Source organism: Stenotrophomonas sp. FSL W7-1447 (assembly GCF_037966425.1).
In the GTDB taxonomy this organism is placed as follows: Bacteria; Pseudomonadota; Gammaproteobacteria; order Xanthomonadales; family Xanthomonadaceae; genus Stenotrophomonas; species Stenotrophomonas pavanii.
Genome location: NZ_CP150199.1, coordinates 2440593 through 2465329 on the forward strand (window position 1 = coordinate 2440593; position 24737 = coordinate 2465329).

Here is a 24737-nt window from a genome sequence, read left to right on the forward strand (position 1 = left end):
ATCATAGGACTGTGCATGCCGATCGAACGTATCGTCATCGACAACTTCAAGTCGTTTCGCCATCTGGACCTGCCCCTCAATGCCCACATGAACCTGGTGGTGGGCGACAACGAGGTCGGTAAATCCACCCTGCTGGAGGCCATCCACGCGGTGGTCACCGGCCAGCTGCATGGGCGCAATCTTGCCTACGAGCTCACGCCCTACCTGTTCCACCAGCCCACGGTGCAGGAGTACTTGGGAGCGCTTGCCACGGGCACGCCGGCCTCGCCGCCACGGATCTCCATCGAAGCCTATCTGGGCGCCGACGCCGCGCTGGCGTCGTTACGCGGCACCAACAACTCCCTGCGTCTGGATACCGCCGGCATCCGGCTGCTGGTCGAGCTCAACGACGACTACCGCGAGGAGTTCAACGCCTACCTGCAGCAGCACCAGGGCGCGGTCAGCCTGCCGGTGGAGTACTACACGGTGCGCTGGTACTCCTTCGCCAACAATGGCGTCACCGCCCGTAGTATTCCGTTCGACTCGACCATCATCGACACGCACGGCATCAAGACCTTGTCCGGTGCCGATCGCTATATCGCCGGCATCATCGAGCAGGCACTGACGCCTGCGCAGCGCGTCTCGCTGTCGCTGAGCTTCCGCCGCATGCGGCAGAGCTTTTCCGAAGAAGCGGATGTGGCAGCGATCAATGCCTACTTGACCGAGCACACCGGGGACATCAGCCACAGGGCATTGACGGTAGGCGTGGACACATCGCCGCGCTCAACGTGGGAAACCAGCCTGTCACCCTACCTGGATGAGCTCCCGTTCACCCAGGCCGGCAAGGGCGAGCAAAGCGCGGTGAAGATGAAGCTGGCGATGCACGCGGCCGGCGCGGCTCACGTGCTGCTGATCGAGGAGCCGGAGAACCATCTGTCCTATTCCAGCATGACCCAGCTGATCGACAAGATTGCGGCCCTCTCCACCGCCCAGCAGGTGATCATCGCCACCCACAGCAGCTTCGTGTTGAACAAGCTGGGCGTGGACAACGTGATCCTGTTCAGCGCGCAAGGCCAGATGAAGCTGGACCAGCTGCCCAGCGATACCCACGACTATTTCATGAAGCTGCCGGGCCACGACACGCTGCGGTTGATCCTGGCCAAGCAGGCGATCCTGGTGGAAGGCCCTTCCGACGAACTGATCGTGCAGCGTGCCTACAGTGACCATCACGGCGTGGCGCCGATGGCTCACGGCGTAGACATCATTTCGGTCAAGTCGTTGGCATTCAAACGCTTCTTGCAGATTGCCGATCGACTGAGGATTCAGGCCAAGGTGATCACCGACAACGACGGTGATATCGCAGTTGTGCAAGAGCGCTATGCCGAGCACATCAACGCGATCTATTACGATTCCGACGAGAGCGCCCCTTCGCTGGAAGAGCAGCTGATCAAAGCCAACTCGCTGGCCGAACTCAATACCGTGCTGGGCAAGGCCTTTGCCGATGAGGTGGCGCTGCTCAAGTACATGAAGGGCCATAAGACCGATACGGCCTTGGCGATTTTCAATAGCCCGCACTCGATCAGGTTCCCGGACTATGTCCAGCGTGCCATCACCTAACCGGGTCCTGCTCTCGGCAGCCGGCTCGGGCAAGACCACGTTGCTGGTCCGGCAGGCCTTGGAGCGACCTGAGCGCCGCATCGCGATTGTCACCTACACGCTGGAAAACCTGGAAGAGATCCGGCGCTCGTTTGAGGCCCACGCAGGCGCGGTCCCCGCGCATGTCACCTTGCACAGCTGGTATGGCTTTCTGCTGCGCCAGTGCATTCGCCCGTACCAGGCTGCGCTTTGCCCTGAGCCTCGCATCGAGACCATCCTGTTCGTAGAAGGTGTCACCAACAACCGCGCCCCACGCACCCAGGTGGCGCGCCACTACCTGGCGGGCAACCGGATGTATTCGGACCGAGCGGCCGATTTCGCTGTGCGCTGCGATGAGCTGACCCAAGGCCAGGTCGTGGCGCGATTGGCGGCGATGTACGACGAGCTCTACATCGACGAAGTCCAGGATCTGGCCGGCTTTGATCTGGATCTGGTCGAACGGCTGTTGAAGAGCGAGATTGCCATCACGTTGGTAGGCGATACGCGCCAAGCCACGTATGCGACCAACTATGCGCAAAGGTACAGCCAATACCGTGGTCCGAATCTGGCAGCGCTGTTTCAGATTTGGGAGGCCGACGGCTTATGCCGGCTGGATCACCGCCTCACCAGTCTGCGCTGCGTCCAGGCCCTGTGCGATATGGCTGACACGCTCTATCCGCAGATGCCGCGGACCCAATCAGGCAATGGCGAGGTCACCGGACACGATGGCATCTACCTCGTCGCTCCAGGGGATGTGGCCGCGTACATGCAGGAGTTCGCCCCCACCGTGCTCCGGCATGACCGGCGGCAGGCGTGCGACGGACTGCCGGCGGTGAACTTTGGGCAGTGCAAGGGCCGCACCTACAGTCGGGTCCTCATCTTTCCGAACGGGCCGTTGACGCAGTACCTGCGCACGGCCGATGCAGCGCGTATCACCGCGCCGCCGAAATACTACGTGGCCTTCACCCGGGCGCGGCAAAGCGTGGCCTTTGTGTATGCCGGCGCGTGCGCGTTGCCGGGTCATCAGCTCTATGCGCCTGCCAGCGCAGACGCATAGAGCCAGGGGCTGCGATCACATCTTCTTTAACGGCGCCGCGGTGGGCGGCGGCGGTACCGGGCCCGGGTCGTTGAAACACAGCATGATCTGATCGATGCCGAATTGATCGGCCAGGACCTGGGCAATCACAGCATGCACCAGGTCCAGGTCGACCGAGGGCGCCGCGACCGTGATGGTGGCCGCGATCGCACGGCCATGCTCACCGGCGACCAGGCGCAGGTCGTCCACCGCTTTCACGCCCGGGTCGGTAAACATCGCCGCACGGACCTGTTCCAGGTTGAGCTCGTTCATGGGGACTCCAAAGCAGTGCTACCGGCGCGGGGAGCTCGGTCGCGATGCAGCCAACGATAGAGCACCGGCAGCACCAACAAGGTCAATGCGGTGGATGAGACGATGCCGCCGATGACGACAGTGGCCAGCGGCCGCTGCACTTCCGAGCCAGCACCGACATTCAAGGCCATGGGTAGGAAGCCCAGCGAGGCTACCAGGGCGGTCATCAACACCGGTCGCAGGCGTCCAAGGGCGCCGTCGCGCACAGCGTCGTCTAGCGGATCGCCCTGTTCGCGCAGACGGCGGATGAAGGCGATCATGACCAGCCCGTTGAGTACGGCCACGCCCGACAGCGCGATGAAGCCCACGCCGGCAGAGATCGACAACGGAATCCCGCGCAGAGCCAGTGCCAGCACACCGCCGGTCAGCGCCAGCGGCACGCCACTGAACACAATGGCCGCATCCTTGGCCGAGCCGAAGGCCATGAATAGCAGAGCGAAGATCAACGCCAGTGTCACCGGAACGACCACGCCCAGGCGTTGGGTGGCCGAGATCAGCTGCTCGAAGGTGCCGCCGTAATCGATCCAGTAGCCCTCTGGAAGCGCGACATCCTGGCCGATGCGTGTGCGCAACTCGCCGACGAACCCGCCCAGATCGCGCTCGCGCACGTTGGCGGTGATCACCACGCGGCGCTTGCCGTTCTCGCGGTTGATCTGATTGGGCCCGCGCTCTACCTGGATCTTCGCCACTTCCCGCAGCGGCACCGTGCGAGGCCCCCCATTGGCGCCGGCGGCCAGACGGCTGGACTCATCGACACTGGTGCTTGCCGGCAGCGGAATGGGCAGATCTGCCAGCACAGCGGGGTCTTGGCGCTGCGCTTCGGGCAGGCGCACGACCAGGTCGAAGCGGCGGTCGCCCTCGATCAACTGGCCGGCAACACTGCCCCCAATGGCGGTGGCCACCGTTTCCTGCACATCGCCCGGGTTCAGGCCATACCGTGCCAATGCCGCCGGATCTGGCGTGATGGTCAGCAGCGGCAGGCCGGAGACCTGCTCGGCCTTGACGTCTTCGGCGCCGGGGACGCTACGCATGACCCGCTCGACCCGGCTGGCCAGGCGCGTCAACTGGTCAAGGTTGTCGCCGTAGACCTTGACCGCCACGTCCGAACGGACGCCGGAGATCAACTCGTTGGTGCGCATCTGGATGGGCTGGGTGAACTCGTAGTTGCTGCCCGGGATTTCCTTGGCCGCCGCCTCCAGCTCTTCCACCAGCTCGGCCTTGGGCTTGCGCGGGTCGGGCCACTGGTCGCGGGGCTTGAGCATCAGGAAGGTGTCGGCCATCGACGGCGGCATAGGATCGGTGGCCACCTCGGCGGTGCCGATCTTTGAGAAGATGTTGGCCACCTCCGGGAACTGGGCCAGGCGCTTCTCCAGCGTTTCCTGCATGGCCACCGACTGCTCCAAGCTGGTGCCGGGAATACGCATGGGCTGCAAGGTGATGTCGCCCTCATCCAGGCTCGGCACGAACTCCGAACCCAAGCGGGTGGCCAGCACGCCACAGCCCACCACCAGCACGGCCGCGCCGGCCAGCACCACCACGCGCCGACGCAGGGCCCAATCCAGCAGCGGCGTATAACGGGCACGCGACCAGCGCATCAGGCGGTTGTCGTGCTCAGCCACACGGCCGCGCAGGAAGCTGGCGATCGCCGCCGGCACGAAGGTCAGCGACAACACCATGGCGCCGGTCAGGGCCAGCACCACCGTGATCGCCATCGGGTGGAACATTTTTCCTTCTACCCCGGACAGCGAGAAGATCGGCAGGTAGACCGCGGCGATGATGCCCAGGCCAAACAGGCTGGGACGGATCACCTCGGCGGTGGCCGAGGCGGTCAGGTCATAGCGCTCTTCATCGTTGAGCTGGCGGCCTAGCGCGTGCTGCGCCTCGCCGAACCGGCGCAGACAGTTCTCGATGATGATCACCGCCCCGTCCACGATCAGGCCGAAGTCCAGCGCGCCCAGGCTCATCAGGTTGCCCGACACGCCGCCACGCACCATGCCGATGATGGTGAACAGCATCGCCAACGGGATCACCGCCGCGGTGATCAACGAGGCGCGCACATTGCCCAGCAGCAGGAACAGCACCACCACCACCAGCAGCGCGCCCTCGATCAGGTTCTTGGACACCGTGCCGATGGTGCGATCCACCAGCGCGGTGCGGTCATAGACGGCCTTGGCATGGACGCCGGCAGGCAGGCTGGCGTTGGCGGCATCCAGCTTGGCCGCGGCCGCCTGGGAGACTTCCCGGCTGTTGGCGCCGAACAACATGAAGGCGGTACCGACCACGACCTCGTGGCCATTCTGGGTGGCCGCGCCCGTGCGCAGCTCCTTGCCTTCGCCCACGCTAGCGACGTCGCGCACCCGAATGGGCACGCCATCGCGCCGGTCCAGCACGATGTTGCCGATTGCCTCCAGATTGGCTAGCTGGCCCGGCACGCGCACCAGGAACTGCTGTCCGTTGCGCTCGATGTAGCCGGCGCCGATGTTCTGGTTGTTGCGCATGACCGCGGCGACCACGTCGTTCAACGTGAAGCCCAGCGCCACCAACTGAGCTGGATCGGGAGTGATGTGGATCTGCCGCTCGAAGCCGCCGATGGTGTTGACCTCGGTGACGCCGGGCGTGGTGCGCAGCTGCGGCCGGATCACCCAGTCCTGCAGGGTGCGCAGGTCCGTGGCCGTGTACGGGGTGCCGTCGGGCTTGCGAGCGTTGGGCTCGGCCTCCACGGTGTACATGAAGATCTCGCCCAACCCGGTGGAGATCGGCCCCATTTCCGGGTCCAACCCTTCGGGAAGCTGGGAGGCGATCTGCTGCAGGCGCTCGGCGACCTGCTGGCGGGCAAAGTACAGGTCGGTGCCGTCCTTGAAGACGACGGTGACCTGCGAAAGCCCGTAGCGCGACAGCGAGCGGCTGTAGTCCAGCTTGGGCAGACCGGCCATGGCCGTTTCGATGGCAAAGGTGACCCGTTGTTCGGCCTCCAGCGGCGAGTAACCCGGGGCCTGGGTGTTGATCTGGACCTGGACGTTGGTGATGTCGGGTGTGGCGTCAATGGAAAGGTGACGGTAGCTCCACACGCCCAGCGCAACCAGCGCAGCGGTGAGCACTAGCGTCAGCCAGCGATGGCGGATAGACAGCCCAATGAGGCGTTCGAGCATGGCGGGCCTCATTCTTCTTCCACGGTGGACTTTTCGATGTCGGCCTTGATCAGGAAGCTTTGGGCCACCACCACCTGTTCACCGGCCTTGAGGCCTTCCAGCACTTCGGCGCGTTCGGCGTCGCGGCGCCCCAGCTTCACCGGCCGGGTGTGGTAGGTTTCGCCCTGCTGCACGTAGACCACGTCCTGGTCTTCTGCGGTCTGCAGCGCCGTGATCGGCACCACCAACGCTGCCGATTGGCGATCCACGGTGACCCGCGCCTTGACCGCCGACCCCGGCCGCCACAGGCCATCGGTGTTGGCCACCGTGCCGCGCGCAATGGTGCTTTGGCTGGCGGTGGCGGTGCCGGGCAGGACGCGCTCCAAGGTGGTCTGTGCGGTGACGCCATCGCTCAAGCGGGTAACCGTCACCGGCACGCCAGCACCGATGTGCTGGGCGTCGGCGCCGAAGATGTGCAGGTCCACCCACAGCGTGGACAGGTCGGCGACCTCAAACAGCGGCGCGCCCTCAGCGGCGGCCATGCCTACGGCGGCCGTGCGCGCCATGACCACGCCACTGATCGGCGCGGTGACGGTATAGGTGGTCAGGCTCAGGTTGCTCTCTACCGTGGCCAGTGCCTGGCCGGCCCGTACCTGATCACCCACGCCCGCACGCACGGAGCGGACCGGTCCGGGGAAGCGTGCCGTGACCTGCGCGATGCGACCGTCAATCGGGGTCAACAGCCCTTGCACCTCATGCTCGTCAGCAATCTCACCGGGGCCTGCCGGTGCGACCTGGATACCCGCTGCCTGCGCAGCTTTGGCGGCAATCTTGGTTTCCAGCGGCGCTTCCTCGTGCTCGCCGTGCTCTTCGCCCTCAGCGGCGGCGCCGCCTTCGGACGCTTCGTTGGGGGCCGACGCGTTGCAGGCGGCCAGCATCATCAGGGCCATGCCCAGTGCGGTCCAAGAAAAGCGATTCATGGGGTCTCTCCGGTGGAAGCAGCCGCCGGCGGCGCGACAAGCGCTTGGCCGGTCAGGCGTTGAATTTCGATCAGGGCGCGCTGCGCATCGAGCGCCACGTCCAGCTGCTGCTGGGCCATGGCCGTGCGTTCGGACTGCAGCTGTGCCCATTCCAGGTAGCTGATCGCGCCGGCGCGATAGGCGCGCTCGGCGGCCTTCTCAGCCCGGGCCAACTTCGGCAGCACCTCGCCTTGCAGCCGTGCCACCTCGGCCTGCGCCACGGTGTAGCGACCATGGGCTTCGACCAGCGTGGAATACAGCGACAGGCCCTTGGCCTCGCGCTCGATCGTCAGAACCTCCAGCTCGGCTTCGCCGGCGCGGATCTCCGGCTGCGCGCGGCTGCGGCTGCCCAGTGGCATGGACAGGCTGGCCACCAGCGCGGTGTCGTCAGTCTCCTGCAGGCGGCGCACGCCCAGCTGCCACGACAAGTCCGGCGAGGCCGCCGAACGCGCCAGCTGCAGTCGTGCCTGCGCGATCCGGCGGGCATCGGCAAACTGCGCCAACTCGGGAGTGCGCTCCAATTCCTCGGCCAGCGACTGCATGGACGCGATCGCCGGCAGGGTCATGGGATCCGCCGCGGCCACCTCGAAGCTCGGAGCACGTTCGCCCCAGAGGGCAGCAAGGTGCTGCCGGGCGGCAATGCGCTGCTGCTCGGCCCGATCACGGGTCAACTCTGCTCTCGCCAGTGCTGCTTGTGCGGTGAGCATCACCGATTCGGGAGACGCGCCAGCCTGCAGGCGCTGCCGGGCAGCGGCGACGGTCCGCTGGCGCTGGCCGACATCCATGTTCGTCAGGCTGCGTTGCCGGTCGGCACCGACAACGGCCAAATAGCGCTGCGCCGTCTCGGCGAGCAGGTCCAGCCGCCTGGTCTCGCGCTGCACGGCCAGTGCATCAATCCGGCTTTGGGCCAAGGTGCGGCGGGCGTCGAGCTTGCCGCCGCGCTCCAGGACCGAGCTCAGGCTCAAGGTCAACTCCGCGCTGTCCAGGCCACGGGCCGCGCCCGTGCCCAGCGCATTTTCAACCTCCGCCCCCAACGTCCACGGTGGCCGCTGCACGGCCTGGTCGCGCTCGGCAGCGAGCACCGTGGCTCGCGCATCGACCAGGCGCAGCTCGGGGTGGGTTTGGGCCACGCGTGCAAACGCGTCGTCCAAGGTCATCAGCTCTTCTGCTGTCGCCGGCGTTGCCGCCGCGCTCAACAGTAGCCACGCGGCCAGGGCCGCCAATCGCACATGCATGAAGTACTCCAGAATTTTCGATAGCCAACAGGGATCCGGCGCACGCCGGCGCGCATCACCCTGCGGTCGGCGGCCGGAACGGCGCGAGCAGGTGCTCATGCCGATATCTGTCCGCATGGGCTGTCGCCGACGGCCAATGCCGGCCGATATGAGCAATGGCCAACACTATTTCTGGAGCCGGCGCGGCCTGGCTACAGCACAGCACCAGCTGCTGTAGCCGGTGCAGCGCGGCGTCTACGCCACGCTCGGAAGCTGGTGATGCCACTGCCGGGTCATGGTCGGCCGCGGCCAGATGGGTTTGAACATGGAGCTCGCCAACCACTGCCAGCACCGGCTGCGTCACAAGGCCCACGGCCAAGTGCGCCAGCAGCAGCCAGCGCAGGCCACAGCTCAGCCGGCCAAGCGCTGTCATGCAGGCGTTTTGCGCGCGTCGGCACGCGCCCGGCGAGCATCACCCAAGATCTCGAAAGCCTCCTTGATCACATACAGGCCGATCAGGGCGCCGATCACGAAATCCGGGTAGGGGCTGGCCAGCCACCACACCAACAGGCCGGCCAGAATCACCCCAACGTTGGCCACCACATCGGCGCGGGTAAACAGCCAGGTCGCTCGCAGATGCACTTCGCCAGACTTCAAGGGGGCGAGCATACGGAGCACCTTCAGGTTCACGGCCAGCGAGACCAGAGCGGTACCGATCATCCAACCGCTGACCGGCTCGGCGCCGTACATCACCCGGCGGCCGACTTCGACCAGCACGCCTACGCCCAGCACCAGCAGCACGCTGCCACTGACCCACGCGGCGTTGGCCTTGAAGCGCGCCGTGCGCCCGATAGCGACCAGGCCAATGGCATAGGCGGTGGCGTCAGACAGCATGTCCAGCGCGTCAGCCAGCAGCCCGGTGGAATGGGCAATCCAGCCGGCAATGCCGCCGATCACGGCCATCGCTGCATTCAGGACCAAGGCGATCCAGAGGATGCGTCGCTCCTCCTTGTTCTTGGCTTCGTGGTGGCACCCGCAATCACTCATGTCTTGGTCCTCTGCTGTGTTGTTTCATTGCTTGTTTGCGCCTGGCTGTCTACGCACACCGGAACGGGCATTGGCGAGGAACCCCACGATGGCGGCGGTGCCTACCAATACCTGCGCCAGCAGCGACTGCCAGGTGGGATACAGGCCGATCCACTCGATGCGCGGCAACGCGAGCGGTGTTTGAGAGATCCAGCCCGCTTCCTGCAACGCGGCCACGCCTTTACCGATCAGGATGACCGCCATCACCGCGATGAGAATCGAGCTGATCGAAAAGAACCGGCCAATCGGCAGCCGCCTGCTCATGCGCAGCATCCAGTACGCCACCGCAGCCAACACCGCGATTCCCGCCGCCAGGCCTGCGAGGATGGCGGTGGACGCCTGATCGCTCCACATCGCGATGTAGAACAAGATCGTCTCAAACACCTCGCGGTACACCGCGACAAAGGCCAGCATGAACAGGAAAACAGCCGAGCGCCGTGTCAGCGCAGTCGTCAGCTTGGCGTGCAGGTACTCCTGCCACCGCCCTGCAAGGCTCTTTTGGTGCATCCAGATGCCTACGCTGAGCAGGACAGCGGCAGCGAACAAGGCCGAGACGCCCTCAGTGACTTCCCGGTTCGCACCGCTGATATCAACAAAGTAAGTGGCCACCGCCCAGGTAGCTGCGCCTGCCAACAACGCGCAGATCCAACCCGCATGCACATACGGCAACACATCAGACCGCTCGGCTTTACGCAAGAACGCCACGATACCAATCACGATCAGCAGCGCTTCCAGTCCTTCGCGTACCAAGATGGTAAAGCTGCCTAGAAACGCGGTGCTGGCGCCTATTCGGGTGTCCTGCAGCGCCACGTCCGCGCGATCAAACAGCTGGGCAATTTGCGCTGCCTGCCCGGCAACGTCAGCCGCGGGCGCATGCTGATCCAGCTGCGCGCGGTAGCCTGCCATGGCCGTCTCGATCTCTCGCAGCAATGACGGATTGCGCGTGGCCAGCGTGGGTTCAAGCGGCTCTACACCATCCAGATAGGACGAGAGCGCAAGCTTTTTGGCTTGAGCCAGGTCCTCATCAGCGTAAGCGCGCTGGCTGGCGGCCAGTCGCTGCCGCGCCACCGCAAAGCGATCGGCTCCTGGTACCGCTTCGTTTACTACCTGTGGCTGCGAACGCAGGTAGGCGATGATCGCGTTTGCCTGATCGGCGGGCATCGTGGTGGCAAGATCGGCCTCTCGCGTGCGTGTCAGCGCTTCGAGCGAGGGAATGTGCGTATGGGCCTCGGCACTGGTGCGCCATAACGCCTCACCTTGAGCCTTGGCTTGCGAGGAGTACCCCAAGCTGCCCACATAGAATGCCAACGCCCAGCGATCACTTTCTGACAGCCCAGAGAAGCTGACCATGCCGGTACCCGGCACACCCTGGGAAATGACCTCGTACAACGACAGCGGCGTTCGCTGCGCGGCGCGAGTGGCATCGGTGAACGCGATCGGCGGCGGACTTAACGCTTGCGCGGCGGGGCCATCACCGTGACCTGTGGGGCCGTGACAGGCCGCGCACTGCTGGCTGTAGATGGACGCGGCCTGGGAGGTCTTCGGCGCGCTCGCCGGAACAGCGCCGATCGGGTAGCGGGCCAACAGCGTCGTGCCGAGCCCGCGCGCCAACGTTGCCACTTGCGCCGGGTCGGCCTTCTCTGCCACCGCCTGGACCAGGCGGTCGGCCTGGGCCGTCAGCTCCTGCTGGTTCTGGCCACTGGGCAATGCTGCCAGCTGACTGCGCACGGCGCCGGCAAACTCGCTCATTTCGGCGTATTCGTTGGGGGCAATTACGCGACCGGCCTGGACCGCGCCGGGGTAGTCGACCGCGATGTAATCGAGCATCTGCCAGGTTTGGCGCAGGTCTGCTGCGGCAGGCTCCGCCTGAGCAGAAGCGGGCAGAACCCAGCCGATCAGCAAGGCAATCAGGCAGTAGCGAATCAAGGCGATGGGCAGTGGCATGGTCGTCACATGCAGCGCCGCGGCCGGAGTGGCGGCGGATACGGGTTCAGCGTAAAGTCCGTAGCTACTACGGAGTCAAGCGTACTACGAATGAAAATCAGTGAGGCTGCCGACGCCAGCGGATGCCACTTGGAGACGATTCGCTATTACGAGCGGATCGGGTTGCTGCCGCGCCCGGGGCGCACGGGCAACGGCTACCGGGTCTATGGCCCGGCCGACATCGAGCGGCTGCGCTTCATTGCGCGTGGCCGGGACCTGGGCTTCAGCCTGGAGGAGGTCCGCAGCCTGCTGCAGCTGGCCGGCGATGAGGAGCTTTCGTGCGGGGACGTGGACCGGTTGGCCCGCAGCCATCTGGCCGACGTGCGCGCCCGCATGGCCGACCTGCAGCGCATGGCCAGCGAGCTGGAACGGGTGATTGCCAGTTGCCATGGCGGGCAGCGGGCGGAATGCACCATCCTGTCGACGCTGCGCCAGACGACCTCGGTGGAGGCCACGCGCCAGTGACCGAACTGGACCGCTACCTCGATGCGGCCACGCGCCAGAACACGGTGCGCAGCTATGCGTCGGCGCTGCGGCACTTCGAGGTTGAATGGCAAGGCCACCTCCCAGCGACACCTGACAGCGTGGCCCGGTACCTGGCCGCTTATGCGCAGACCTTGGCGACCAGCACCCTCCGCCAACGTCTGGCGGCCATCGCCTCTTGGCACCGCGACCACGGCTTTGTCGACCCGACCCGATCGCCGCTTGTGCGCAAGGTGCTCAAAGGCATCCAGACCCTGCACCCGGGCCAGGTCAAGCAAGCCGCGCCGCTCCAGATTCGGCGGCTGGTCGAGCTCGATGACTGGCTGGCCGCGGCGATCGCTGCGGCACATGCCCGGGGCGATGGGCCGGCGGCGCTGCGCCATCAACGAGACCGAGCGCTGGTGCTGCTCGGGTTCTGGCGGGGATTCCGTGGCGATGAACTGCTGCGTCTGGACGTGGCCCATCTCACGCTGGTGCCGGGACAGGGGATGACCTGCTTCTTGCCACGCAGCAAGGGTGATCGCCAAGCAGCCGGCGTCACCTACAAGGTGCCGGCGCTGTCGCGGTTATGTCCGGTGGAGGCGACCCAGGCGTGGCTGCAGGCGGCCGACCTGCAAGAAGGGCCGGTGTTTCGGGCAGTCAACCAATGGGGCCAGGTGAGCGCCGAAGGCCTGCATCCCAACAGCTTGGTGCGCCTGCTGCGCGAGTTGCTGACCAGTGCAGGCTTTGCCGATGCGGGGCTCCACAGCAGCCATTCGTTGCGCCGCGGCTTTGCCAGCTGGGCCAACGACCAAGGCTGGGACATGAAGGCCTTGATGGAGTACGTGGGCTGGCGCGATGTGCAGTCGGCCATGCGTTACCTGGACGGGCGTGACCCGTTTGCCCGGGACCGCATTGAAGCAAGCCTGCCCAGTCCAACCGTGCCGGTACCGGCGATGGCACTGCCGGCGCCGGAGGGCAAATCGGCCCTGCAGCTGCGCCTGCGCATGGTGCTGACCCCGTTTGCCCGCACGGGCCGCGGCGCGGCCAAGGCCCGAGGCCGAATTGAAGAGATCTGCTTGGCCCCGTTCCAGGCTGTGCGCCTGAACACCGCCAGCAGCGAGTACCAGTTGACTGCTCCCACCGATCCCGAAAGGGATCTGGATGAAATCCTGGCCACGTTGCTCGATGACATGCACCGCATGGCCGATACGCACCAGTGCTTCCTGGAAGCGTCGCTCAGTACAGACGACGGCCGGCACTGGGACTGATCCCCCTCACACCCTCCGGATCCAATGGCTACCCTTCACGAGACCGCCTACCCGCGACTGAAGCCTGATCCCACCGCCAAGGAACTGGAGGAGATCTATACCCCGACCGCCGCTGAGATTGCATTCGCCAAGCAGCTGACCACCCAGCCGGGTCCGCAGCTGGCGGTACTGATTCATCTCAAGCTCTTCCAACGCTTGGGCTACTTCACGCTGTTGGCCGACGTACCCGAGCGGATCCGGAAGCACATCGCCAAGGCCGCCCGACTCGGGCGCGTATTGGACACCGACCAGCTCGAACGCTACGACGCTTCCGGCAGCCAGCGCCGGCATATGCCGCAGCTTCGGCAATTCATCGGGGTACGTCCCCTGGATAAATCGGGCTTGGCTTGGCTGGACACAGTGGCCACCGGAGCAGCCCAGACCAAGCACACCATCCCGGACATCGTGAACGTCCTGCTCGAAGAGCTGGTGCACCATCGCTACGAACTGCCCGGTTTCCGCACTCTGGAGCTGGCCGCCATCGGCGCCCGTGAGCGGGTCAATCTGGGCTACTACCGCAGCATCAGCCACGCGCTGACGCCTGCCACGCGCACGCTCATCGACGAACTGCTGCGCGCACCGGAAGGGTCCAGGTTCACCGGCTGGCAATCACTCAAGCGCGAGCCCGGCCGGCCCACCAACAAGGAAGTTCGGTTCTACCTGCAGCACATCCGCATGCTGCAGCAGTTGGCCGACCAGCTGCCTCCCATCGATGTGCCGGTGCCCAAGCTCAAGCAGTTCCGTGCAATGGCTCGGGCCTATGACGCCAGCGAGCTGGCCGAACTGGCTCCGGACAAGCGCTATGCGCTGGCCACCATCTTCATTCGCGCCCAGCATGCCAAGACACTGGATGATGCAGCCGAGTTGTTCATCAAGCAGGTGCGCGGGCTGGAGAACACGGCCCAGCAGAAATTGCTGGCCTACCAGCTCGAACATGCCAAACGGGCCGACTTCCTCATCGGCCAGCTCAAGGAAATCCTGCAGGCCTATCAGCTAGACGGCAGCGATAGTCAGCGCGTGGATGCCATCGACAACAGCCTGGAAGCGGAAGTGTCGACCTTGCTGGCCGAATGCGAAGAACATATGGCCTACGCCGGGAAGAACTACCTGCCTTTCATGCTGCAGCCCTATGGCGCGGTCAGGCCGCTGCTGTTCAATGGGCTGGAGCTGATGAAACTTCGGGCGACCAGCCACGACGCCGGCATGGAGCCGCTGATCGCAGCGGTGCTCTCGCTGCGCAACCAGCGCCGTGAGCTGATCGAGGTCGCCTCCCTCGGTTTGGACCCGGAAAAGGACTTTGACTGGATGTCCAAGCTCTGGTGTCAGCACGTGTTCGGCAAGCGGGCCAGTGCAGCCGGCGCCGGCTGGATGCACCGTAAGTACTTCGAGCTGGCCGTGCTGGTGCAGGTCAAGGACGAACTGAAGTCCGGAGATCTCTTCATTCCCAGCAGCGAACGGTTTGATGACTACCGTGAGCAGCTGGTCGATGAAGCCACCTTGGCCCAGGAACTGGAAGCCTACGGCCAGGTGTCAGGCCTGCCCACCGACGCCGAGTCTTTCGTGGCGGGATTACGTGCACAACTGACCTCCCTGGCCGATGAGGTCGACGCGCGTTTCCCGGAGAACGTACATGCGGACATCCTGGATGGGCGCCTGGTGCTGCGGAAGGGGCAACGCGCCGAAGTCTCCAGCGCGATTACCACGGTGGATCGCCTCATCGCCGAACGGCTTCCAGAATCCAGCATCGTCGATGTCCTGATCGATGCCAGCCAATGGCTGGATCTGCACCGTTTCTTCCGCCCGATCGCCGGCACCGAGAGCCAGGTCGAAGATCTGCCCCGACGTGTGATCACCACGCTATTCTGCTATGGCTGCAACCTGGGGCCGACGCAGACGGCGCGGTCGATCAAGGGCTTCAGCCGGCGCCAAGTCGCTTGGCTCAACCTGAAATACGTGACCGAGGATGTGCTTGAGAAGGCCATCGTGGAGGTCATCAATACCTACAACAGATTCGACCTGCCTGGCTATTGGGGCAGCGGCAAGAGCGCATCAGCTGATGGCACGAAGTGGAGCGTCTACGAGGACAACCTGCTGTCGGAGTATCACATCCGCTACGGCGGCTACGGTGGCATCGGCTACTGCCACGTGTCCGACAAATACGTAGCGCCGTTCAGCCACTTCATTCCCTGTGGCGTGCACGAGGGCATCTACATCCTCGACGGTCTGTTGGCCAACACTTCCGACATCCAGCCTGAGATCGTCCATGGCGACACGCAGGCCCAAAGCTATCCGGTCTTCGGCCTGGCCCACATGCTGGGCATCCAGCTGATGCCCCGGATCCGGAACATCAAGGACCTGACATTCTTTCGGCCCGAACCGGGTAGGGCTTATAAGAACATCCAGGCACTGTTCGGGGACAGCATCGACTGGCAACTGATCGCCACCCATCTCCACGACATGCTGCGGGTGGTGATCTCAATCCGATTGGGCAAGATCACCGCGTCCTCGATCCTGCGCCGGCTGGGCACCTACAGCCGGAAGAACAAGCTGTACTTCGCCTTCCGGGAACTTGGCAAGGCCGTTCGAACGCTGTTCTTGCTGCGCTACATTGATGACAATGAGATCCGCAAAACGATCCATGCTGCCACCAACAAGAGCGAGGAATACAACGGCTTCGTGAAATGGGTGTTCTTTGGCAGCCAGGGGATCATTGCTGAGAACGTCCAACACGAGCAGCGCAAGATCATCAAGTACAGCCAGCTGGTGGCCAACATGATCATCCTCCACAACGTGGAAGGCATGAGCCGGACCTTGGCCGAGATGAGGAAGGAGGGGATTGAACTGACGCCCGAGATCCTGGCCGGCCTGTCGCCTTATCGGACCAGCCACATCAATCGCTTCGGCGACTACCACCTGGATCTTGAAAGGGAAGTGGCGCCGCTGAGCTACACAGCCAAGGTGCTTGAACAGACCCCATAGATGGGGAGAACCTGATCGAGAGACGAGCAATCAACTTTGAAATTCAGTCGCTTAGGCAGCTTTTGGCCCTGTACGTAATGATTCCCTGCCGACCCTCTTCAAGGTTCATCCCAGCGACTGCCCAGTTGAAGGCCGCTCTTTCGTGGGCATTGAGTTCCGCGTCGATAGCGTCAATTGACTGCCGGTATTGCTGCTGGGTTCCATTCGTAACCATCTTCTTGTCTGTCGGACCGCTGCAGGCAGCTAGCAGTGCTGATGCTGCCAGGATCAGTGTTGCTCTGCTTCTGGCCGCGGTGATGAAGCGGTATGGCTGTTCGCTCATGCGTCCCCCTGTCAATGAAGAAGACAGAATATCTGGTTTTTAGATATCGGAGAACTGGATATAGCTTTCTAGGCCGCTCAGCCAAGGCGCGGTCGTGTCGAAGTCCATCCATCGAAAAGAGTACGCTGCCCTCATTGAGGCTGTTCGCGAGGCGCGGCTAGCTGCCGGTCTGACCCAGGCCCAGGTGTCCAGCATGCTGGGCCGCAGCCAGTCATTCATCAGCGACGTCGAAACAGGCAAGAGAAGGGTTGATGTGGTGGAGCTGAGAGATATCGCCCGCCTGACAGGCCTTTCGCTGGGCAAGTTGATCACAAACTTTGAGAAGCGAATCAAAGACTAAAGCCCCTTAGGGTGTAGCGGTAGGTTCGCGCTTCTTGCCGGCCGGTCGGGACCAGGCGCACACGCCAGTGACAGACGGCCAACCGGATGGAAGGGGCACGCCCTGCCGGAAATCCGTGACGTAGATCGGCCTCGGCGTGCCGGGTCGAAACTTTAGGCTGTTTTGTGGAACCGTGGGGTCTGAACCCTCGTGTAGATCCGGGTGAAGCGACGTCTTTACAGTTGTTGATGTGAAGACATTTCTCCGGCCCACTCCACAGCAGCTCCACAGGTCGCTAAAGCGAACCCCTAAATGCCTCCGATGGGCTTGTCGCGGGGCCTATACCCTTTCGGCGCGACTGTCTGACGTGGAGGATTGCGCCCTACACAAGCTTCGAGACGCAAAGGCTATCGCTTGGCGGCGGCAGCGCAAGATGCGCAGCTGGGCCGCGAAGCATCCCCGGTTCCTACTGTTAGCCTTTCCGCTTTGGGGTGATCCCCGGTCATTCGCTGAGTTACCGGAACAGAAGCTTTGGCCGCGCATTCTTGGCGTTTTCGCGCTTGTTAGCCCCCATCATCGATGCGCTACAAGCCGATCCAGGAAGTGGCCAGTCACTAGTTCAATGGGCAGAAGTTGCTGGCGTATCCTCTCGGACTCCTGCAAGACGCTGGGTTGCCGCTACTGGCCTGGGATGTTGTGAGTGGCGCCAGAGGCTGAAGCTTGCTGCGTCCCTCCCTCTCCTCCAGAGCGACTGCAAAGTTGGTGATGTTGCCAAGCGGCTGGGCTATAGCGGCCCCTCCCCTTTTATTGCAATGTTTCGCCGACTAACCGGCATGTGCCCAACTCAGCTGAAGAGCGCTGTCTAGATGCAACTTCACCTTGAGGAGAGGGCCCTTTGAACCTGGCTAGCCGAAGAAGCGTTCCCCGAACAAGGAGAACGGGCCTCAAGCGGCCCGTTTTCATTTGAACTGCAGCTATGCAATTGTCTTTCAGCGCTTGGTCGAGGTGTCATCCACGACCATGACCTCGTCAGGCTTCTTGCGAGCTGCGTACTCCGCCAGTACCACACCAAATACTGCCATCAAACCGCCACCCACGACCCAGGTGCTCAGAGACTCTTTGAGGACCACCACCGCAAGCAATGCAGTGACGATCGGGACGAGATTGAAGAACCCGGCCACGCGAGCAGAGCCCAGCCGATGCAGGCCGGTCATCCATGCCAACGGTGCCATGATCGAAGCGCCGATTGCTGCGAATGCAATGCAGCCGCTGGCTGCGCCACCCTGGACGCCAGTGCCTGCGACAAGGAAAAGAGGTAGCAGCAGGATCGTTGCAGACATGGCTTGAAGAAACAGGGATTCGATCAGCGTTACGGGAATGCGCCACTTGTGCATCAGCAAATTGTAGGTGGCAAAAGCCAAAGCGCCCAGCAGCATCAGGGCGTCACCTTTGTTGATTCCATGGGAAACCAAGGCTTCAAAGTCACCATGGGACACTACCGCTATCACCCCAACCAAGGAGATGATCGAACCAATCACTGCGCCACCGCGGACTGCGTGACCCATGAAGATGCGCGACAAGGCAAGAGCGATCAACGGGATGAGTGCCTGGATAACGCCCATGTTGGTCGCAGAAGTGAAATGTGCGGCGTAGTACGCCAGGCATTGGAACATGACACCGCCCAAAGCACCGAGCACGAGGAAGCGTGCCCAATTGGCTTTCAGGACCGCTAGGTTCGACTTCAGGCGCGGCAGGGCGAATGGGAGCAAGATGATGGCCGCAGCAAGCCATCGCCAGAAGCTAATATCGACCGGGCCGACGGTCCCTGCAGCGAGCTTTGTAACGATGGTGTTGGCGCCCCAGAGAAGGCAGGCCAGGAGGGGGAGCAGGTAGTACATGGCATCCTCAGATACTGGATATCAACAGCCAGTAGCGTAGACTTGGCGGAATTTCGTTACATCCATAATTTGCGCCAATCTTCATCTTGAATGCGACATGGCAATGGACCCCGTCCCCTCGTTCAGCTCCATCCCTGGAGACATCTACGTTCGGCAAGGGACTTTGCCTCCCTCCGACTGGGATGCTCGTGTGCATCCGTGGGGGCAGTTCAACTATGTTGCGCAGGGTGTCATGGAGTTACAGGTAGGCGAGGACTGGATGGTGTCCCCTACCCACTATGCGATATGGATTCCGCCTGGTGTTCACCACTCATCCCGAAACCGTGGTGCGGTTGCTTATCGATCCGCATACCTTTCGGTCGGCGCGTCGGCGCAGATGCCCAGCATTCCGACTGCGTTAGCGGTTAGCTCGTTGCTTAGGGAGATCTTGGACGAACTGGCCCGTCGTGACATCGGCGAGGCCGTTAAGCCAGAAGACCGGCGACTCTCCGCGGTCGCCCTTGACCTGATTCTGGCCGCGCCGGTGATGTCGAGCTTCCTGCCGCTGGCCAGCGGTGACGTGCTAAAGCGGATTCTGAGCTATGCCGAGACCTCCCTTCAGGACTCTCCGTCGGCACTTGAGGTCGCAGAGCGCCACCACATTAGTGTTCGATCACTTGAGCGCTTGGCAAAGCGCGAGCTAGGGATGGGGTTCGGAGAGTGGCGCAGTCGGCTTCGTTTTCTGAGGGCAATTGATGCCTTGGGTTCAGACCGATCAATTACGCAGATTGCAGACGATCTGGGCTATGCAAACTCAACGTCTTTCAGTGAGATGTTCAAGCGACACTCTGGCCGGACCCCAGACCAGTATAGAAGGGGCCTCAGTCCGCTCCAGCGAGAGGTGGAGCCCTCCTCCCGCTGAATCGAGGCAGGCCTCGAAGCTGTTGGGTCAACCATTTAGCTGGCCCAGACAGTGGCCATTCGGATCGATGGATCATCCAGAGGGTGTCAACCACCGGAGATCCACAGTCAACCACCTCAATTGCGTCTTGCCGAGCGAAGGATTCACGGGCGTGTCGCGGAATGACAGTGAATCCCAGCCCGAGCGATACCGGCTCAAGGATGAGCGCAACCTGATTGGTGAAGCCGTGTATAGGAAGCGCGCGTACGCCTGGATTTCCTGGGAACTTGCGGGCGAGAAGGCGGGTGGCCATAGCCTGGCCATCTGGATGATCAACGAAACCCAACTTTTGAAGATCCGCCCAGCTGTCCGCGCAGGCACCTCTCGGAACTACCAGCTCAAGCGCCTCCTCGGTGAAGGGCTCAGCCCGCAGCCGAGGGTCATCCGGCCGAAGTGCAAGTAGACCCACCTCGTACTTCTTCTCCAGTACCGCCGATAGGATTTCTGGGTCCGGCGAGAAGCGATGACGAATGATCAAGCCGGGATGGGTGCGCTGGAAGTCCAGCAACACCGGGTAAAGAGCAAGGCCAACACTCCCGGGGGTTATCAGCGCAAACTCCCCCTGATCGCTGTCCGCGCTCGCGAGCTTGGCTTGAAGCCGGCGATCGGCCGAATCCATCTCTTGGCAGTACTGCAATAGAGCCATTCCCGCCGGCGTCAGCTCAATAAATCGTGGTCTGCGCAGAAACAGGGCACCCAGCTGTTGCTCAAGATGACGTACATGCTGACTGACCGCAGCCTGGGTGAGCTGCAGCTGGCCTGCGGCCCTGGTAAAGCTCCCGACCTCTGCGATAGCCCGAAAGGATCGGAGCCAATGCTCATTCAGCATAAGAATATTTTATCAATCTGATAAAAATGGATCAGATCATGGTTGAGTTGCAGGGTCTAATCTTGCGGCTACCCCTCTCTTCAGTGGTGTGCCGTGCCTGCCCTACCCCCTCCCTACCCTCGCGCCTTCTCCCACATCGGCCTGTCTGTTACCGATCTCGATGCCGCGGTTTCCTTCTATACAGAAGTCTTGGGCTGGTACCTCGTCATGCCGCCGACCAGGATTGCTGAAGACGAAAGCGCAATTGGCGTGATGTGCACGGATGTGTTTGGGCCTGGATGGGGCAGCTTCCGCATTGCACATCTATCCACTGGTGACCGGGTTGGAGTCGAAATCTTCCAGTTCAATAACGCCGAGCGTCCCGCGAACAACTTCGAGTACTGGAAGTCGGGCGTCTTCCACTTCTGTATTCAGGATCCGGACGTTGAAGGCCTGGCCGCTCGGATTGTGGCAGCTGGTGGAAAGCAGCGAATGCCGGTTCGAGAGTACTTCCCAGGGGAGAAGCCCTATCGGATGGTTTACATGGAGGATCCGCTGGGCAACATCCTGGAGATCTACAGCCACAGCTACGAGCTTACGTATTCAGCTGGCGCGTACGTCTAGCTCCACGCACACCCTCAGCCAGCTTTCGACTGCCAGGCAGTCCTCGCCAAACTGAGACACGACGGTACGGAGCAAGTGTCTCGGCTGTAGAAGTCAGAGGTCTGCAAGTTAGAAGCTGGCGAACGTAATTTTAACGATTCATCGGCGAGCCGCGCCGCTAGCCCTAAGGAGCATATGATGAAAATGAACGGCATTCGTTGGCCGGAAGGCTACCTTCCTGGTTACACCGAAAACTTTGTCTCGAATGAGCTGATCGTCCTCGGCCTTGCCGCAGCTGATGTTTGGCCGTTGCTTGAAGAGCCACGTCTGTGGCCGACCTACTACGGAAATTCAGCCAATGTGCGCTTCCACGATGGCGCCGGCCCTCTGTTGCGAAACGGGGATCGATTCTACTTTGAAACCTTTGGCTTCCCCGTGGAGGCTCAATGCGTCGAGCATGAGGCTCCTACCTCCGAGGGTCCGGGCCGGATCGCTTGGCATGGCTGGGCCGGTGAGCCCGGGTCTGCCGATCGACTTGACGTTCATCATGCGTGGATTGTCGAAGACCTTGATGGTGGCCGAGTGCGGATCCTCACGCAGGAGACGCAGAAGGGACAGCCTGCAGAAGCCCTGCGTCTGGCCAAGCCGAATCCAATGATCAATGGTCACCAGGATTGGCTGGACGGCCTGGTGGAAGCAGCTCGAGCCGCCAAGTCAACGTCCTAAGCCGGAGTAAATCCCCGTGCTTGCTCCTCTTGCTCTCCCCAAAGCCCCGTTTATGTCTGCCCTGTTTAGCCCATTCGAGCTCAAAGGTGTCACTCTTAAGAATCGTATCGCGGTGCCGCCCATGTGCCAGTACAGTGCGGAGGACGGCCGTATCAACGATTGGCATCTCAGCCACTATGCCGCGCTTGCGCGCGGAGGCGCTGGGCTCGTGATTGTCGAGGCTACCGCCGTGTCTCCGGAAGGACGCATCACCCCGGGATGTGCTGGCCTGTGGGGTGATGAGCAAATTCCAGGAATGGCAGCCATCGCTTCTGCCATCAAGCAAGGCGGTGCCGTAGCTGGCATCCAGATCGGCCACGCAGGGCGCAAGGCTAGTGCAAATCGGCCATGGCAAGGCGATGACCACATCGCAGCCGATGATCCCGCAGGATGGGCGATCCTTGGTCCCTCGCCGATCGCCTTTGGCGGCTCGCTCGATAGAGTTCCCAACGAGATGACGGTTGAGGACATTCATCGCGTTCAAGCGGATTTCGTCGCTGCAGCCAAGCGTGCGCTTGCTGCAGGATTTGAATGGCTGGAGCTTCACTTCGCTCATGGCTATCTGGCGCAGAGCTTCTTCAGCCCCGACAGCAACAAGCGGGAGGATCGCTACGGTGGCAGTGCGGAGAACAGAGCACGCTTCCTGCTGGAGACATTGGCGGCCGTCCGTAAGGTTTGGCCCGAGCATCTGCCGCTGACCGCGCGCTTTGGAGTTGTGGAGTACAACTCGCGCGATGGCCAAGCACTGGTCGACTCCATTGAGATTGGCAAAGAAATGCGAGAGTTGGGGCTTGATCTGCTCAACGTGAGCATTGGCTTCAGTGCTCTTGGTGGCCGCGTCCCATGGGGTACACAGGCGTTCCTGGCACCCCTTGCTGAGCGATTTGCTAATGAAACTGGGCTTCCGGTGGCCACAGGTTGGTGCATCGATGATCCACAGACTGCCGAGCGCGTTGTAGCGGACTGTCAGGTTGACCTAGTGATGATCGGGCGGGCCCACCTATCCAATCCGCACTATCCGTACCAAATGGCCATTGCGCTTGGCCAGGAGCTCCCAGCCAGCGTGCTACCCACGCCTTACAGCTATTGGCTGAGCAGATACAAAGGCCCGGGCAAGGCGTCGGCTCAATAGGAGCGAGCCAGCCCCCTCCTCCATCGAGCAATAGGGGCAAATGATCTGGCTCCCATCGAGAATCCCTAACGCCATTGCAAGCTGCTACCCCGCCTCAACACAGGCGGGGACAGGCACCATTAAAGTTGCTCCGCCTTGTCCGCCAGGGGTCACCGAAGCGGCTGCGTGAGCGAGACGGGATGGGAGGTCTGACTAGGCGCCGAAGAAGACTCGAGCTAGCGAGAGGCACTTGGCCGACGCTGCCTTGCCGGCATGCTCAAGCGCGAGCGCTCCGCCGCCGACAAGATGACCATCAGCACAAAGGGGTTGGCTACCTGAATCATGACTACGGACGTCTCTGAGATTGCACCTTGCAGCAGGAGAATCATCGGAATAGTGAGTAGGGCATGGAACAACACTCCCGCACCAACCAAAAGGGCTAGTGCTCGATAGCTCATACGACCCGCGCCAAAGGATGTGTAGATCATCCAAGCGCAGAGGGGGATGAAGATGATGATCGCAGTTAGCGTTCCCGCGCCGTAGCCGACCCCGAGAATCAGCGGGATCACGTGGAAGACAACGTTGATCATGATGATGCTGTAGATCGCATAGCCCCTTGAGCCAGGGCAAGGCTGGAAAGATTGAAGGCGGCGATCGCCTGCCCTGGGTGAAGACGCGTGGTGAGGACAACTACGCGATCTCAGAGCAAATCGGCTGGCAGGTCCATGTCTATGGACGAGCCAGTACTGAACTAAAGGGCTGGTGCGACAGCCGCGGCATGGCTCTTCGCGAGTTTACCTGGCACGAAGAACATGGCCGCGCTGGACGTCAGCAGGACGCTGTCTACGTTCTGCGGCCTGACACTTGGGTGGGATTGGCACAGCCAACGCAGTCCCTAGACGAGCTGCAGCGCTATTGGGATTCCCGCATGGGCAAGAGATTGAGCACGTGAGCGAGATGCAACCTAAGTGGGGTCGTCGCAAGGAGGCGCGGCCGCTCGAGATTGTAGACGCTGCGGTAGATGTTTTCCTTGAGAACGGCTTTGCTGCCGCAAAGCTCTCTGATATCGCGAAGCGCGCACGAGTCGCGAAGGGCACGATCTACCTCTACTTTGAAACCAAGGAAGAGCTGTTTCGAGCCGCAGCGCGCCAGTTGATCTCCACAAATCTGGAAGGCCTTGAGACGGCACAGGCGACCTTCGACGGGTCGATTGAGGAGCTAATCCCGACGCTCCTCCAGCGAGCGGTCTCATCAGGTGGCGATGCCCGCTTGTCTGCAGCATTGCGAATGGTGCTATCGGAGAGCCGAATGTTTCCTGAGCTTGCGAGGATCTGGCATGACGAAGTTGCATCTCGCATGATCCGGCTGGTGGCAAGCGCTGTCGAGCGGGCGCAGGCCAAGGGGACCGTCCGCGCCGGCGACTCAAATCTCATGGCCTTTTCAATCATGGCTCCGATCGTAATGGGTGTGCTGTTCCACGAGCTGTTCGGGACCTCGAGTCCGCATGCACCTGCGCTGGACAAACTTGCGTCCCAGCATGCTTCAATGATCCTTCATGGCATCACTGTGGATGCGATGTAAGCCGCCCTCACGGAGTTGTTAAGGGTTAGGCCACATCTATCCCTCCATGATTGAGATCAGTTGTCCTAGCCCTGCGACTTCGAGGGTGATCGTCTGCCGGCCAGAAGCAGATTCAGCGCGGCACAATCCTAGCCAGCGCATGCGCCCAAGGCATTGCTACTTGAAGGATGGGCAGCCATTGGCAAGCCACCAGCAGGCTACCGTCCTT

23 protein-coding genes are annotated in these 24737 nt (G+C 62.5%); 13 read left to right on the top strand and 10 right to left on the bottom strand.

Annotated elements, in window-relative coordinates:
* Positions 1 to 15: 15 nt before the first annotated feature.
* Together NSQ78_RS11510 and NSQ78_RS11515 are read left to right on the top strand one after the other, a co-directional pair.
* Positions 16 to 1596 (top strand): AAA family ATPase, encoded by a 1581-nt coding sequence (locus NSQ78_RS11510; protein WP_026070029.1) that lies wholly within the window; start codon positions 16 to 18, stop codon positions 1594 to 1596.
* Positions 1574 to 2671, top strand: a complete 1098-nt coding sequence (locus NSQ78_RS11515) for a UvrD-helicase domain-containing protein (protein ID WP_043033512.1) — start codon at positions 1574 to 1576, stop codon at positions 2669 to 2671. The genes NSQ78_RS11510 and NSQ78_RS11515 overlap by 23 nt, the downstream gene beginning before the upstream one ends.
* Before the next feature lie 15 nt (positions 2672 to 2686).
* Here the strand turns inward: NSQ78_RS11515 and NSQ78_RS11520 are convergent, their stop codons facing one another.
* The 7 genes from NSQ78_RS11520 to NSQ78_RS11550 are packed head-to-tail and all read right to left on the bottom strand — an operon-like array spanning position 2687 to position 11392.
* Positions 2687 to 2962 (bottom strand): hypothetical protein, encoded by a 276-nt coding sequence (locus tag NSQ78_RS11520; protein WP_019184735.1) that lies wholly within the window; start codon positions 2960 to 2962, stop codon positions 2687 to 2689.
* The gene (locus NSQ78_RS11525; protein ID WP_049402758.1) at positions 2959 to 6150 is read right to left on the bottom strand and encodes a CusA/CzcA family heavy metal efflux RND transporter; all 3192 of its coding nucleotides are present in this window, start codon (positions 6148 to 6150) and stop codon (positions 2959 to 2961) included. Before NSQ78_RS11525 ends, NSQ78_RS11520 begins: the two co-directional genes overlap by 4 nt.
* Before the next feature lie 8 nt (positions 6151 to 6158).
* Positions 6159 to 7109 (bottom strand): efflux RND transporter periplasmic adaptor subunit, encoded by a 951-nt coding sequence (locus NSQ78_RS11530; protein ID WP_021201906.1) that lies wholly within the window; start codon positions 7107 to 7109, stop codon positions 6159 to 6161.
* A complete protein-coding gene (locus NSQ78_RS11535) occupies positions 7106 to 8383 on the bottom strand; it encodes a TolC family protein (protein ID WP_043033510.1) in 1278 nt (425 codons plus the stop codon). The genes NSQ78_RS11530 and NSQ78_RS11535 overlap by 4 nt, the downstream gene beginning before the upstream one ends.
* A gap of 55 nt (positions 8384 to 8438) precedes the next feature.
* Positions 8439 to 8795: a hypothetical protein gene (locus tag NSQ78_RS11540; RefSeq protein ID WP_075077247.1), complete on the bottom strand. Its 357-nt coding sequence runs from the start codon at positions 8793 to 8795 to the stop codon at positions 8439 to 8441.
* Positions 8792 to 9409 carry a cation transporter gene (locus tag NSQ78_RS11545; RefSeq protein ID WP_005413376.1) on the bottom strand — a complete coding sequence of 206 codons (618 nt, stop codon included), beginning with the start codon at positions 9407 to 9409 and terminating at the stop codon, positions 8792 to 8794. The genes NSQ78_RS11540 and NSQ78_RS11545 overlap by 4 nt, the downstream gene beginning before the upstream one ends.
* Positions 9410 to 9433: 24 nt before the next feature.
* Complete coding sequence (locus tag NSQ78_RS11550; RefSeq protein ID WP_043033508.1) at positions 9434 to 11392, bottom strand: cytochrome c/FTR1 family iron permease; 1959 nt, start codon at positions 11390 to 11392, stop codon at positions 9434 to 9436.
* A gap of 90 nt (positions 11393 to 11482) precedes the next feature.
* On the opposite strand from NSQ78_RS11550, the gene NSQ78_RS11555 reads away from it, so the two are divergent.
* From NSQ78_RS11555 to NSQ78_RS11565, 3 genes are read left to right on the top strand one after another with little or no spacing between them, the layout of a single operon-like run.
* Positions 11483 to 11896 (top strand): helix-turn-helix domain-containing protein, encoded by a 414-nt coding sequence (locus NSQ78_RS11555; RefSeq protein ID WP_012480230.1) that lies wholly within the window; start codon positions 11483 to 11485, stop codon positions 11894 to 11896.
* Positions 11893 to 13164 (top strand): site-specific integrase, encoded by a 1272-nt coding sequence (locus NSQ78_RS11560; protein ID WP_005413373.1) that lies wholly within the window; start codon positions 11893 to 11895, stop codon positions 13162 to 13164. The genes NSQ78_RS11555 and NSQ78_RS11560 overlap by 4 nt, the downstream gene beginning before the upstream one ends.
* Before the next feature lie 24 nt (positions 13165 to 13188).
* Positions 13189 to 16182, top strand: coding sequence for a Tn3 family transposase (locus tag NSQ78_RS11565; protein ID WP_043033507.1), 2994 nt, complete (start codon positions 13189 to 13191; stop codon positions 16180 to 16182).
* A 43-nt stretch (positions 16183 to 16225) separates the two neighbouring features.
* Here NSQ78_RS11565 and NSQ78_RS11570 read toward each other — a convergent pair whose 3' ends face one another.
* Complete coding sequence (locus NSQ78_RS11570) at positions 16226 to 16504, bottom strand: hypothetical protein (RefSeq protein WP_033835997.1); 279 nt, start codon at positions 16502 to 16504, stop codon at positions 16226 to 16228.
* Between the two features lie 94 nt (positions 16505 to 16598).
* On the opposite strand from NSQ78_RS11570, the gene NSQ78_RS11575 reads away from it, so the two are divergent.
* A complete protein-coding gene (locus NSQ78_RS11575) occupies positions 16599 to 16844 on the top strand; it encodes a helix-turn-helix transcriptional regulator (protein ID WP_043033505.1) in 246 nt (81 codons plus the stop codon).
* A 968-nt stretch (positions 16845 to 17812) separates the two neighbouring features.
* Here the strand turns inward: NSQ78_RS11575 and NSQ78_RS11580 are convergent.
* Complete coding sequence (locus NSQ78_RS11580; protein ID WP_064238531.1) at positions 17813 to 18721, bottom strand: DMT family transporter; 909 nt, start codon at positions 18719 to 18721, stop codon at positions 17813 to 17815.
* Positions 18722 to 18818: 97 nt separating this feature from the next.
* On the opposite strand from NSQ78_RS11580, the gene NSQ78_RS11585 reads away from it, so the two are divergent.
* From NSQ78_RS11585 to NSQ78_RS11605, 5 genes are all read left to right on the top strand, one after another.
* A complete protein-coding gene (locus NSQ78_RS11585) occupies positions 18819 to 19622 on the top strand; it encodes a helix-turn-helix transcriptional regulator (protein ID WP_043033503.1) in 804 nt (267 codons plus the stop codon).
* Between the two features lie 151 nt (positions 19623 to 19773).
* On the top strand, positions 19774 to 20064 hold the full coding sequence (locus NSQ78_RS11590; RefSeq protein WP_049402761.1) for a hypothetical protein: 291 nt from the start codon (positions 19774 to 19776) through the stop codon (positions 20062 to 20064).
* A 519-nt stretch (positions 20065 to 20583) separates the two neighbouring features.
* Positions 20584 to 21093: a lactoylglutathione lyase family protein gene (locus tag NSQ78_RS11595; protein ID WP_033836000.1), complete on the top strand. Its 510-nt coding sequence runs from the start codon at positions 20584 to 20586 to the stop codon at positions 21091 to 21093.
* A gap of 177 nt (positions 21094 to 21270) precedes the next feature.
* On the top strand, positions 21271 to 21798 hold the full coding sequence (locus NSQ78_RS11600) for an SRPBCC domain-containing protein (protein WP_223224789.1): 528 nt from the start codon (positions 21271 to 21273) through the stop codon (positions 21796 to 21798).
* A gap of 52 nt (positions 21799 to 21850) precedes the next feature.
* The gene (locus NSQ78_RS11605) at positions 21851 to 22969 is read left to right on the top strand and encodes an NADH:flavin oxidoreductase/NADH oxidase (RefSeq protein ID WP_049402762.1); all 1119 of its coding nucleotides are present in this window, start codon (positions 21851 to 21853) and stop codon (positions 22967 to 22969) included.
* A 215-nt stretch (positions 22970 to 23184) separates the two neighbouring features.
* Here the strand turns inward: NSQ78_RS11605 and NSQ78_RS11610 are convergent, their stop codons facing one another.
* Positions 23185 to 23538, bottom strand: a complete 354-nt coding sequence (locus NSQ78_RS11610) for a hypothetical protein (RefSeq protein WP_043033501.1) — start codon at positions 23536 to 23538, stop codon at positions 23185 to 23187.
* A 26-nt stretch (positions 23539 to 23564) separates the two neighbouring features.
* Here NSQ78_RS11610 and NSQ78_RS11615 point away from each other — a divergent pair, with 26 nt between their 5' ends.
* Together NSQ78_RS11615 and NSQ78_RS11620 are read left to right on the top strand one after the other, a co-directional pair.
* Complete coding sequence (locus NSQ78_RS11615) at positions 23565 to 23900, top strand: hypothetical protein (RefSeq protein ID WP_043033500.1); 336 nt, start codon at positions 23565 to 23567, stop codon at positions 23898 to 23900.
* A gap of 5 nt (positions 23901 to 23905) precedes the next feature.
* Entirely contained in the window at positions 23906 to 24529 is a 624-nt protein-coding gene (locus NSQ78_RS11620; protein WP_064238532.1) for a TetR/AcrR family transcriptional regulator, read from the top strand.
* Positions 24530 to 24737 lie beyond the last annotated feature (208 nt).

Excerpts from the sequence above, each read along its gene's own strand:
- NSQ78_RS11510 (WP_026070029.1), top strand. The coding sequence starts at position 16 with ATGCCGATCGAACGTATCGTCATCGACAACTTCAAGTCGTTTCGCCAT.
- NSQ78_RS11515 (WP_043033512.1), top strand. The coding sequence starts at position 1,574 with ATGTCCAGCGTGCCATCACCTAACCGGGTCCTGCTCTCGGCAGCCGGC.
- NSQ78_RS11520 (WP_019184735.1), bottom strand. The coding sequence starts at position 2,962 with ATGAACGAGCTCAACCTGGAACAGGTCCGTGCGGCGATGTTTACCGAC.
- NSQ78_RS11525 (WP_049402758.1), bottom strand. The coding sequence starts at position 6,150 with ATGCTCGAACGCCTCATTGGGCTGTCTATCCGCCATCGCTGGCTGACG.
- NSQ78_RS11530 (WP_021201906.1), bottom strand. The coding sequence starts at position 7,109 with ATGAATCGCTTTTCTTGGACCGCACTGGGCATGGCCCTGATGATGCTG.
- NSQ78_RS11535 (WP_043033510.1), bottom strand. The coding sequence starts at position 8,383 with ATGCATGTGCGATTGGCGGCCCTGGCCGCGTGGCTACTGTTGAGCGCG.
- NSQ78_RS11540 (WP_075077247.1), bottom strand. The coding sequence starts at position 8,795 with ATGACAGCGCTTGGCCGGCTGAGCTGTGGCCTGCGCTGGCTGCTGCTG.
- NSQ78_RS11545 (WP_005413376.1), bottom strand. The coding sequence starts at position 9,409 with ATGAGTGATTGCGGGTGCCACCACGAAGCCAAGAACAAGGAGGAGCGA.
- NSQ78_RS11550 (WP_043033508.1), bottom strand. The coding sequence starts at position 11,392 with ATGCCACTGCCCATCGCCTTGATTCGCTACTGCCTGATTGCCTTGCTG.
- NSQ78_RS11555 (WP_012480230.1), top strand. The coding sequence starts at position 11,483 with ATGAAAATCAGTGAGGCTGCCGACGCCAGCGGATGCCACTTGGAGACG.
- NSQ78_RS11565 (WP_043033507.1), top strand. The coding sequence starts at position 13,189 with ATGGCTACCCTTCACGAGACCGCCTACCCGCGACTGAAGCCTGATCCC.
- NSQ78_RS11570 (WP_033835997.1), bottom strand. The coding sequence starts at position 16,504 with ATGAGCGAACAGCCATACCGCTTCATCACCGCGGCCAGAAGCAGAGCA.
- NSQ78_RS11580 (WP_064238531.1), bottom strand. The coding sequence starts at position 18,721 with ATGTACTACCTGCTCCCCCTCCTGGCCTGCCTTCTCTGGGGCGCCAAC.
- NSQ78_RS11585 (WP_043033503.1), top strand. The coding sequence starts at position 18,819 with ATGGCAATGGACCCCGTCCCCTCGTTCAGCTCCATCCCTGGAGACATC.
- NSQ78_RS11600 (WP_223224789.1), top strand. The coding sequence starts at position 21,271 with ATGAAAATGAACGGCATTCGTTGGCCGGAAGGCTACCTTCCTGGTTAC.
- NSQ78_RS11605 (WP_049402762.1), top strand. The coding sequence starts at position 21,851 with ATGTCTGCCCTGTTTAGCCCATTCGAGCTCAAAGGTGTCACTCTTAAG.
- NSQ78_RS11610 (WP_043033501.1), bottom strand. The coding sequence starts at position 23,538 with ATGATCAACGTTGTCTTCCACGTGATCCCGCTGATTCTCGGGGTCGGC.
- NSQ78_RS11620 (WP_064238532.1), top strand. The coding sequence starts at position 23,906 with ATGCAACCTAAGTGGGGTCGTCGCAAGGAGGCGCGGCCGCTCGAGATT.